The 10975-nt window shown below is 66.4% G+C and carries 7 protein-coding genes; 5 read left to right on the forward strand and 2 right to left on the reverse strand.

The window, feature by feature from the left end; translation table 11 throughout:
- Positions 1-98 precede the first annotated feature (98 nt).
- The 3 genes from LOC57_RS05440 (at position 99) to LOC57_RS05450 (ending at position 5793) form a co-directional block, all read left to right on the forward strand.
- A complete protein-coding gene (locus tag LOC57_RS05440; protein WP_229958573.1) occupies positions 99-2693 on the forward strand; it encodes an ATP-dependent DNA ligase in 2595 nt (864 codons plus the stop codon).
- Between the two features lie 35 nt (positions 2694-2728).
- On the forward strand, positions 2729-5245 hold the full coding sequence (locus LOC57_RS05445) for a phosphoketolase family protein (protein ID WP_229958576.1): 2517 nt from the start codon (positions 2729-2731) through the stop codon (positions 5243-5245).
- An 80-nt stretch (positions 5246-5325) separates the two neighbouring features.
- Entirely contained in the window at positions 5326-5793 is a 468-nt protein-coding gene (locus tag LOC57_RS05450) for an SRPBCC family protein (protein WP_227912392.1), read from the forward strand.
- Positions 5794-5884: 91 nt separating this feature from the next.
- On the opposite strand, the gene LOC57_RS05455 is transcribed toward LOC57_RS05450, so the two are convergent.
- Positions 5885-6883: an SDR family NAD(P)-dependent oxidoreductase gene (locus LOC57_RS05455; RefSeq protein WP_227912393.1), complete on the reverse strand. Its 999-nt coding sequence runs from the start codon at positions 6881-6883 to the stop codon at positions 5885-5887.
- A gap of 174 nt (positions 6884-7057) precedes the next feature.
- Here LOC57_RS05455 and LOC57_RS05460 point away from each other — a divergent pair, with 174 nt between their 5' ends.
- Entirely contained in the window at positions 7058-8059 is a 1002-nt protein-coding gene (locus LOC57_RS05460) for a LacI family DNA-binding transcriptional regulator (protein ID WP_229958578.1), read from the forward strand.
- 44 nt (positions 8060-8103) lie between these two features.
- Here LOC57_RS05460 and LOC57_RS05465 read toward each other — a convergent pair whose 3' ends face one another.
- Positions 8104-9216, reverse strand: coding sequence for a GTP pyrophosphokinase (locus LOC57_RS05465; RefSeq protein ID WP_227912395.1), 1113 nt, complete (start codon positions 9214-9216; stop codon positions 8104-8106).
- A 319-nt stretch (positions 9217-9535) separates the two neighbouring features.
- Here LOC57_RS05465 and LOC57_RS05470 point away from each other — a divergent pair, with 319 nt between their 5' ends.
- Positions 9536-10831 (forward strand): extracellular solute-binding protein, encoded by a 1296-nt coding sequence (locus LOC57_RS05470; RefSeq protein ID WP_229958580.1) that lies wholly within the window; start codon positions 9536-9538, stop codon positions 10829-10831.
- Positions 10832-10975: the final 144 nt, after the last annotated feature.

Raw genomic sequence — 10975 nt, forward strand, 5'->3', positions numbered from 1 at the left:
GCACGCTCTGCGCGAAACCATCCCGAACCGGTGGCAGATTGGTAAGCCCCCTGATGAAATACTGGCGTTTGTTCCGTATCCCGGTAAGACTAGGGGGCATGGCGACAGGCGGAGGGAACAAGCAGGAAACCGTCAGTGTGGAGGGGCACCGGCTCCGCCTGACCAACCTGGATAAGGTGCTGTATCCCGCAACGGGAACCACCAAGGCGGATGTGCTCACCTACTACTCCGCCGTAGCCGAATACATGCTGACGCATTCGAGCAACCGCGCCGCCACCCGCAAACGCTGGGTGCACGGCGTGGGCACGCCGGAGCATCCCGGGCAGGTGTTTTTCCAGAAGAACATTGAAGACTCCGCACCATCCTGGGTAAAGCGGTTTCCGATTGAGCACAAGGACCACACGAACACCTATCCGGTGGTTAATGATCTGGCCACACTGACCTGGCTGGCGCAGTCCGCGGCCCTGGAAATCCACGTACCGCAGTGGCGGTTCGGGCCGCGCGGAAAGATCGGTGCCGCGGACCGGATGGTTTTGGACCTTGACCCCGGCGACGGCGCAGGGCTGGCCGAATGTGCCGAAGTGGCGCGGCTGGCGCGGGCCATCCTCAATGACATGGGCCTGGATGCCCGCCCGGTGACCAGCGGGTCCAAGGGCATCCACCTGTATGCGGCCCTGGACGGCAGCCAGGACTCCGACGAGATCAACGCCGTGGCGCATGAGCTGGCCCGTGCACTGGAAGCGGACCACCCGGACCTGGTGGTCAGCGACATGAAAAAGACGCTCCGCAAGGGCAAGGTGCTGGTGGACTGGAGCCAAAACAACGGCAACAAAACCACCATTTGCCCCTACTCACTGCGCGGACGGTTCCATCCGACGGTCGCCGCCCCGCGGACCTGGTCGGAACTCGACGATCCGGACTTGGCGCAGCTGGATTACGCGCAGGTGATGGAACGGGTCCGCAGCGGCCCGGACCCGCTGGCGGGAATGGAAAGCGGCGCGTTCGACGAGGAGGCGCTGGAAGAGGCCACCGAAGAAGCCGGGACGGGAACCGACGGCCGCGGATCCGCGGCCGGCGCGGACCGGTTGACCAAGTACCGCAGCATGCGTGACGCCGCGAAGACGCCCGAGCCGGTTCCCGAGGAACCCTCCAAGCCGTCGGAGGGCAACAGCTTTGTGATCCAGGAACACCACGCCCGCCGGCTGCACTGGGACTTCCGATTGGAGCACGACGGCGTGCTGGTCTCCTGGGCACTGCCCAAGGGGCCGCCTGCCACGTCCGGCAAGAACAACCTGGCGGTGCAGACCGAGGACCATCCGCTGGATTACGGGAGCTTTGAAGGACATATTCCCAAAGGGGAATATGGCGGAGGCGATGTGACCATCTGGGATCACGGCACCTACGAGCGGGAAAAATGGCGCGACGGCAAGGAAGTCATCGCGGTGCTGCACGGCCAGCCCGACGGCGGCCTGGCCCGGGAAGGTGCCGCGGACCGGCGCTACGCCCTGATCCACACCGGGTCCGGCGGCGGCAAAGGCGACAACAATTGGCTGATCCACCTGATGAAGGACCAGCCCAAGCCCGGCGAGAAGGGCCAAGCAGAGCCGGGGGAGACGGACCAGCCCGCTACGCCCCAGGCCGCCGTCGCCGCTGCTGCTGCTGCCGGCACGGAAACGGCAGTGACGGTCCCGGCCGGGGACGGCAGCGGCGCGGAGGATGCCTCGGTCCCGCTTATCGAGCCGATGCTTGCCACCCTGGGTACCCGCGCCGAAATCAACGACGACGAGGACTGGGCGTTCGAGATGAAGTGGGACGGTGTCCGCGCCGTCGTCACCGTTACTCCCGAAGGCACCCGGCTGATCAGCCGCAACGGCAACGACATGACCGCCGCGTATCCGGAACTGCAGGATCTCAGCGCGCACCTGTTCGGGGAGCGGGCAGTGCTGGACGCTGAAATCGTGGCACTCAACAAAGCCGGACGCCCGGACTTCGGGCTGCTGCAGCCGCGCATGCACCTCACCAAACCCCGCGAAATTGGGGCGGCTGCCGAGCGTACGCCGGTGCACCTGATGGTTTTCGACCTGCTCTGGCTGGACGGCCGGTCCCTGGCGGACCTCAGCTACGAGCAGCGCCGGGAAATCCTTGAGTCCGCCGTGGAAGCCACCCCGGACGGACATCTGCAGGTACCCCCGGCCCTGGAGATGGGCATGGACGAGGCCGTGGCCGCCAGCAAGGAACTGGGCCTGGAAGGGGTCATGGCCAAGCGGCGGAGCAGTACGTATTCCCCGGGCCGGCGCTCGAAGCACTGGGTGAAGCTGAAAAACCAGCTCAGCCAGGAAGTGGTGGTGGTGGGCTGGCGCCCGGGGCAGGGCAACCGGCAGAAGAAGGTCGGCTCCCTTTTGGTGGCCATTCCGGACGGCGTGGACCTGAAATACATCGGCCGGGTCGGCTCGGGCCTGAGCGAAAAAGACCTGGCACTGATTGGCCCGCGGCTGAAGAAAATGTCCCGCAAAACCCCACCCCTGGATGATGTTCCCAGCGCGGATGCCTCGGATGCCCAGTGGGTGCGCCCGGCCCTGGTGGGCGAAGTGACCTTCTCCGAGCGCACCGGCAGCGGCAAGCTGCGCCACCCCGTCTGGCGCGGCCTGCGCCCGGATAAGAAACCGTCCGACGTCGTGGTGGAGACCGTGTAGCCGCGGCCCTCCCCACCAGTGAAAGGACCCGCACCATGACCGACAGCAGCATTCCCGGAACCGACCATCCTTCCGGACCGGAGCATGTTCCCGGCAGCGAACGCATCCCCGGCACCGAACCGCACCACGACGGCGACCTCGCCGGCGTCGACGCCTGGTGGCGGGCGGCGAACTACCTCTCGGTCGGGCAGATCTACCTGCGCGACAACCCGCTGCTGCGCCGGGACCTGGAAAGCGGAGACGTGAAGGCACGGCTGCTGGGCCACTGGGGCACCACACCCGGCCTGAACTTCATCTACGCGCACCTGAACCGTCTGATCCGCGAACAGCAGCGCAAGGTCCTGTTCATCACCGGACCCGGCCACGGCGGCCCGGCCAATGTGGCCAACGCGTGGCTGGAAGGCACCTACTCCGAGATCTACAGCCATGTGGGGAAAGACGAAGAGGGGCTGCGGACCCTCTTTAAGCAGTTCTCCTACCCGGGGGGAATACCCAGCCATGCGGCGCCGGAAACCCCGGGCTCCATCCACGAGGGCGGCGAGTTGGGGTATTCGCTGGCGCACGCCTACGGGGCGGTGTTCGACAACCCGGACCTGATTGCGGCCACCGTCATTGGCGACGGCGAAGCGGAAACCGGGCCGCTGGCGGCCAGCTGGCATTCCAACAGCTTCCTGGACCCGGCCGTGGACGGCGCGGTGCTGCCCATCCTGCACCTGAACGGCTACAAAATTGCCAACCCCACCATCCTGTCCCGGATGCCCGAGGAGCAGCTGCTGAAACTGCTCGAGGGCTACGGCTACCGCCCGTACGTGGTCACCGTGGAGGACCCGGCCGCGGTGCAGCAGGCACACGAGGACTTCGCGGCCGTGCTGGAAACCTGCCTGGCCGAAATCACGGCCATCCAGGCGCAGTACCGCAGCGGAGAGCGCACCGCGGTGCCGCCGGATGTGCCCGGTGCGGACACCGGGGAAGTGCACGCCCCGCGCTGGCCCATGATCGTGTTCCGCTCGCCCAAGGGTTGGACCGGCCCGCAGGAAGTGGACGGTCTGCCCGTGGAAGGCACTTGGCGCGCGCACCAGGTGCCGTTGTCCGAAATCCATGAGAAGCCGGAGCACCTGGCCCAGTTGCAGGACTGGATGCGCTCCTACCGGCCGGAGGAACTGTTCGACGCCGAGGGGCGGTTGGCGGCGGAGATCGCCGCCCTGGCACCTGCCGGTGACCTGCGGATGAGTTCCACTCCCTACGCCAACGGCGGCCGGCTGCTGCAGGACCTGCACCTGCCCGAGTACGCGCAGCATGCGGTGAAGATTGATCATCCGGGCTCAGAACGGGTCAGTCCGATGTTCAACCTGGGCGGTTACCTGCGCGAGGTCATCCGGAAGAACCCGTCCAACTTCCGGATCTTCGGCCCGGATGAAACTGCGTCCAACCGGCTGCAGGCCGTCTACGACGTCACGGACAAGGCCTGGCAGCAGCGGATCGATCAGCTGGACGAGCATCTGGCGCGCAGCGGCCGGGTCGCAGAGGTGCTCTCCGAACACCTCTGCGAGGGCTGGCTGGAGGGCTACCTGCTGACCGGCCGGCACGGGGTGTTCAACTGCTATGAAGCCTTTGTCCACATTGTGGATTCGATGTTCAACCAGCACGCCAAGTGGTTGAAGGTCAGCAGCGCGCTGTCCTGGCGCCAGCCCGTCGCATCCCTGAACTACCTGCTCTCCAGTCACGTCTGGCAGCAGGACCACAACGGGTTCTCGCACCAGGACCCCGGCTTCATTGACCACGTGGTGAATAAAAAGGCGGACGTTATCCGGGTCTACCTGCCGCCGGACGCCAACACCCTGCTGGCCGTTGCCGAGCACATCCTGGGCACCCGCGACCGGGTCAATGTGGTGGTTTCCGGCAAGCAGCCCGCCCCGGTCTGGCTGGACCCGCAGACCGCACGCCTGCATGTGGAGCGCGGCATCGGCGTCTGGGACTTCGCCGGCAGCGAGGACACCAGTCCCGGCGCGAAGTCCGACCCCGACGTCGTGATGGCGTGCGCCGGCGACGTGCCCACCCTCGAGACCGTGGCCGCCGCGGCGCTGCTGCAGGAGCAACTGCCGGAGCTGAAAATCCGGGTGGTCAATGTGGTGGACCTGATGCGGCTGCAGGATCCGGGCGAGCACCCGCACGGGCTGTCAGACCGCGATTTCGACACCCTGTTCACCACGGACAAGCCGGTCATTTTCGCCTATCACGGCTACCCCTGGCTGATTCACCGGCTGACCTACCGGCGCACCAACCATGCGAACCTGCATGTGCGCGGCTACAAGGAAGAGGGCACCACCACCACGCCCTTCGACATGGCCATGCTGAACCAGATTGACCGGTTCCAATTGGCCATAGACGTGCTGGACCGGGTAGCGTCGCTGGGATCCACACAGGCACCGTTTCGGCAGTACCTGCAGGATGAACGGGCACGTGCCCGCCAGTACACCCGGGATGAAGGCCAGGACCCGCCGTACATCAGCGGCTGGAACCTGCAGGAAGCCGAGCAGGACACCCCGGGGTAGGGCGGCAGCAAGGCTTCGGCGGCGCCCCACCGGGCGTCACGCCGTGGAAAAGTACGATCCATCCACAGAAGGAGAGTTCATTGACCACTGATCAGACGAGCATTGTAGTTTCCCGGGTCATCGATGCCTCGGCAGCGGACATTTTCAACTTGTTGTCCAACCCCGAGCGCCACCACGAGCTGGACGGTTCCGGCATGGTGGTCTCGGATGAGAAGACCGACCGCATCACCGCGTCCGGCCAGGTGTTCACCATGAACATGCACAACGAAAAAATGGGCGACTACCAGACGGAAAACCACGTCACCGGGTACGACCACAATAAGATCCTGGCCTGGCAGACCGCCCCGGCCGGCACCGAGCCCAAGGGCTGGCAGTGGGTATGGGAGCTGCAGGCCGAGGGTGCCGACTCCACCGAAGTCACCCTGACCTACGACTGGTCCCACGTCACGGACAAGGAAACCCTGAAAAAGGTGTCCTTCCCGATGGTGTCCAAGGATGACCTGGAGGAATCGCTGAACAAGCTCGCCGCCGCGGTCTCCGGTTCGTAGCGGGTCCGCATAGCAGCACGAAATAACAGTACGACGGCGGCCGGTTTCCTTTTCGAAGGGAACCGGCCGCCGTCGTACTGCCGTTCGGAGGTTAGACCGCGGACCAGCCGCCGTCGGAGGGCAGGATGGCGCCGTTGATGTTCACGCCGTCATCGCTGAGCAGGAACGTGATGGATGCTGCCAGGTCCTCGGCCGAGGCCAGGCCGGGGATGTTCACGCGGGCCGGGGAGAGGCGGGCTTCGCCGTACTCGCTGACCTTGCCACCCATCGGAATGCCCGTGGCTACGCCGCCCGGAGCCACGGCATTGACGCGTATGCCTTCACGGGCATACATAAACGCGGTGCTGCGGGTGATGCCAACAACGGCGTGCTTGGATGCGGTGTAGGCCACGCCGGAAGCGGAGCCGCGCAGGCCCGCTTCGGAGGTGATGTTCACGATCGAGCCCTTGCCGGCTTCGAGCATGGTGGGCAGCACGGCGCGGGTCAGGCGGACCAGGCCGTCCACGTTCACGGCGAAGATCTTCTGCCACATGGCATCGGACACCTCGTGCAGCGGGGAGAAGTCGTCATTGATGCCGGCCACGTTGGCCAAGCCGTCAATGCTGGTGCCGGCGGCGGCAATGATGCGCTCGACGGCGGACAGGTCGGTCAGGTCAGCTGCCACCGGAACGATGGACTCGCCGAGCTCGTCGGCGAGCTCCTTGATCCGGCCCTCGGCAATGTCGACCGCAATGACGCGCCCTCCCTCGCGGGAGATCCGGGCGGCAGTGGCCCGGCCGATGCCGGAGCCGGCACCGGTGACGATGATGGTGCGGCCTTCGAAGCGGCCGGGAACGGCGGGCAGCACGGTTGCTTCGGTCTCCGGCATCACGCCGCCGTTGGCTGCCTTGACGAGTTCATCCACTGCGGCCTGCGGGAACTGGCCCTGGCTCAGATCCACCAGCTGCTGCAGCTTCAGGGTCAGTGCCGGGCCCAGGCTGGACTCGTCGCTGCCGGCCTGCGCGAGCATGCCGCGGATGGCGGGGCCGCCTGCCGGGTGATCGAGCCACTGCTGGACGGTGTTCTGGGCGGTGATGGGCTGGTTTGCCACGAGCCGGTCCTTTCGATGGGGCGGCCGTGCAACGCGGCCGCGGGATATTCGGGCGTCTACGCGTGTGACCATCTCGCGGGTTACACGTGTAAGTTGCCTGTAAGGTCAGACTACCGGAGTTCTCCGGCAGATCAAGGCGCAATTAAGGCGCAGTCCACAGCGAAAGGACAGCCGGTGGAACGCAGGGCCACCTCCCACGACGTCGCTAAGACGGCGGGGGTTTCCCGGGCTACGGTTAGCTACGTGCTGAACGGGCGGAACGGGCAGAGCATTTCGGCCGGCACCAGGGACCGCGTGCTGGCCGCCGCCCGCGAGCTTGGCTACATTCCCTCCACCGCTGCCCGCACACTGCGCAGCGGCCGCAGCGACTTGGTGCTGATGCTGCTCCCGCCGGAGCCGCTCGGCCGGGCGCTGGCCATCATCATCGATGCCGCCTCCGAATACGTGGAGCAGCACGGGCTGCGCCTGGTTGCACACCGGCTGCCGCGGCAGGGCGGCGCCGCGTCACTGGTGCATTCGCTGGCCCCCGCTGCGCTGATCCTCATCACCCCCCTCGAGGAGGCTGAGCTGGCGGGCGTGGAAGCTGCCGGGCTGCGTGTGGCCTCGCTATATCCGGCGCTGGATGATCCGCTGGGGCCGGACCTGGGCATCGGCGCCCTGCAGGTGGCGCACCTGGCCGCGGCCGGACACCGGCGGATCGGGGTGGCCGTGCCCGCAGGTCCGGCGTACGCCTACCGGGTCCGGGTGCGCGTGGCGGCCATCGAAGATGCCTGCGCGCGGCTCGGGCTGCCGGCGCCCGCCGTCGAATACCTTGAACTGGACGCGGAACAGGCGCGGGCCGCCGTCGGGCACCTGCTGGAGGGGCCGGAGCCGGCAGAGGCAGTGTGCGCGTTCGACGACGACCATGCGTTTGCGCTGTTGGCAGGCCTTGCCGCGCGCGGACTGTCCGCACCGGCGGACCTGGCGGTGATGGGTGCGGAAGATATTCCCCTGGCCGGGCTCGCCGTGCCGCCGCTGACCACTGTCCGGGTGGATGCCCGGCTGCTGGGGGAGCGTTTTGCAAGGATGGCGCTGGGTGAGCCGTCCGCTCCGGACACCGGTGCCCGGAGCGGGGAACCGGCGGAACCGGCGGACATGCTGCCGCCGGTCAGCCTGGTCCGGCGGGCCTCGGCCTGACAGTGCCGGCTCGAGGATGCCGCCTAAGGGTGTCGACTAAGGGGCTAGGACTGTTCGGCTTCCCGGGCCCGGTACATCTGCATCTGCCGGTACCGCCGGCCCAGTGATTCACGCCGCGGCTTGACCGGTGCGTCTTCGGGTTCGGCGGTGAGGTCAATGTGCTTTTTGCCGAAGCGCCAGAGCAGCAGGTCATCCAGCAGCCGGTCCGGGCCGGGGGAGTAGCGGTGGTCCAGGGCCGCGCGGACCTTGGTGATCGCATCGGCCTGCAGCAGCCCGGCCAGGTCCATGGTGGTCTTCATGCCGTGCGCAGCCAGCAGTTCCGCCGCCCAGCCCCAGTCATCGCCGGCCTTCCGGTTCACATGCGGCAGCAGGGTCATCCAGACGTGCCGGATCCGGTTCGGGGTCAGGGGGGCGCTGCCTTCCCCTTCCTCGTCCCAGAACCCGGTCACCGTCTCATAGCGCTCGTGCAGTTCGGCGAACGCCGTTTCCACGGTCTCGAGCATGGCCGCCGTGGAGGTGAACTGGCGGTCGAAATAGGGGCTCCAGGCCCGCGGATCCCCGGCCTTGAACCGGATGTCGTGCTCAATCTCGGACCAGGCATGGGCCAGCACGGTGCGGATCTGCACTTCGAACAGGTAGCTGCCGTTGGGCCGCTGGTCCGGTTCCAGCAGTTTATGGAATTCGCGCACCGTTTCATTCTGGATGGTGCGCAGGATCAGGTGCCGGCTGGAATAGCCGTAGGTGCCGGACTCGATGGAGCCGATGTCCTTCTCACGGTCACCGCGGCAGTCGAACTCGGCCCGCTGGCGCTTGATGAGGTTCGCGGCCTCATCCACCTCGTGCGGGAGGGTCATAATCACGCGGACCCCCACCAGGTCGGTGAGGTTGCGCAGCGGGTCCGGGAAGAGCAGCGTGGGCAGCTCTCCGGGGTTCTCCGCCGGCAGCGTACGGGCGGCCTTGGCCCGGAATGACTCCACGGTCTTGGTCCGGGAAGCAACAAACAGGGGCTGGACAGGGCTGTCCGCAAAGACGCTGCGCAGGTGCGCCTCCATCTCGGCGGTCACCGCTTCCAGACCCGGCCGGACCCGGGCGTATTCATCCGTACTGGCTTGGACAACCGGCCGCAGCCGCTCATCCAATGTGTCCCAGGCGCTCATGTCCTCCCCGTCCTTACGAAACGGCGCCGAGGGCGGCACCGCATCTCCAACAAGCCTATGCCAGCACGGACGGGACCGCAGACCCGGGGCCGGGCGGACACCGGCCGAGGCGGACGGAGCGGTTCCTGCCGATCACCACCCCCGGTATTCCAAGGATTTGACGCGAAATAGGCGCAAAAACAAATTGGCATTTTGCAGAGCAAAACTTATGCCGATGTATATTTCCGCCCGATTCCCGCCGCTATATGGTCTTCCCAATGCCCGGACCGGGACCGCACCGGGGGCAGGGCACGTCACTGCTCGCACCTATGGAGGACCCTTGAAGATTGCACGCACTGCGGCGGTGGCCGCCCTTTCCCTCACCATGGCGCTATCTGCCTGCGCCCCGCCCACTTCTGACAATGCGGCGGCAAATGAGGACCAGGACACCGGAACCATCCGCGTCTGGTTGTTCTCCGAGGTGAACCAGGACCCCAAGTCCGCCGTGGTGGATGCCGCAGTCGAAGAATTTGAAGCAGCCCACGAGGGCGCGGAAGTGGACGTCCAGTACATTCCCGTGGACACCAGGGCCGAACGCTTCAAAGCCGCCTTCAACGATCCGTCGAGCGCCCCCGACGTCGCCGAATTCGGTAACACCGACCTGGCGAGCTACGTGGCCTCCGGAGGCCTCGCGGACATCACCTCGGATATAGAGCAGTGGGAGGAAGGCAAGGACCTCGACGAGAAGGTCCTGGCCACCACTGAAATTGATGGAAAAAACTACGGGGTGCCGTGGTTCGTGGGCGTGCGGGCCCTGTACTACCGAACCGACATCCTCGACCAGCTGGGCGCAGAGGTGCCCAAAACCCTCGCGGAAGTGGAGGAGACGGCCCGCGCAGCCCGCGCCGCAAACCCGCAGATGCTTGGAATTTCGGTAGGCGGAGCCGCGCAGTTCGCCGCCATGCCCTACCTCTGGGCGGCCGGCGGCAGCATCGCCGACGAAGAGGAATCAGGGTTCGTCTCCGGACTGGATTCGCCCGCCTCCCGGGAAGGGGTCAGCGCCTACACCAGGCTGATGCAGGACGACATCTGCCCGCCCCAGACCTGCGCTGAGTTCGGCGGCAACGCCAGTGTCCAGCAGTTCATTGCAGGCAATGCCGCAATGACCATCGGCGGGGACTTCAACTACAAGGCAGTGGCCGAAAGCGCTGTGAAGGACAACTTTGCCGTGGTGCCGCTTCCGGGTACCACCGAAGGATCCATTGCTCCGGCGTTTGCCGGCGGCAACAACCTGGGCGTCTTCAACAGCAGCGAGCACCGCACCCTGGCCACCGATTTTGTCCAGCTGCTCGCCAGCAAGAAATACCAGCAGCAGATGTTCGATGCGATGGGCAACCTGCCCACCTTCAGCGACGTGCAGAAGGATGTAGCCGACGCCCACCCCGAGGTGGCCCCGTTCATCGCAACACTGGAAGCGGGAACGAATTTCGTACCCGTCACCGACACCTGGTCCACCATTGATGCCCAGGGCGTCTTCACCGGGATGTACCAGAAGATCGTCACGGGCAAGAGCGACGTGGAGACGGCCACCAAAGAAGCAGCCGACGCCATGAACCAGGCATTCGGATCCAAATGATGCACAAAACCGTTGACCGCACTGCGGGCAGGGTCCAGGGATGAGCGCGGTTCTGCCGGTTCTGCCCAAGACCCCGCCCGGCGGGGGGGGGCGCCCCCCGCGGCGCCGCCCGGGCCCGGAAACCCCCCCCCCGGGCCCCGGGGG

Source organism: Arthrobacter sp. zg-Y750 (genome assembly GCF_020907365.1).
Taxonomy (GTDB): domain Bacteria; phylum Actinomycetota; class Actinomycetes; order Actinomycetales; family Micrococcaceae; genus Arthrobacter_B.

What these genes read in the sequence shown, in the direction of transcription:
- LOC57_RS05465 (WP_227912395.1), bottom strand. Translation starts at nt 9,216, where the DNA reads ATGAGCGCCTGGGACACATTGGATGAGCGGCTGCGGCCGGTTGTCCAA.
- LOC57_RS05445 (WP_229958576.1), top strand. Translation starts at nt 2,729, where the DNA reads ATGACCGACAGCAGCATTCCCGGAACCGACCATCCTTCCGGACCGGAG.
- LOC57_RS05440 (WP_229958573.1), top strand. Translation starts at nt 99, where the DNA reads ATGGCGACAGGCGGAGGGAACAAGCAGGAAACCGTCAGTGTGGAGGGG.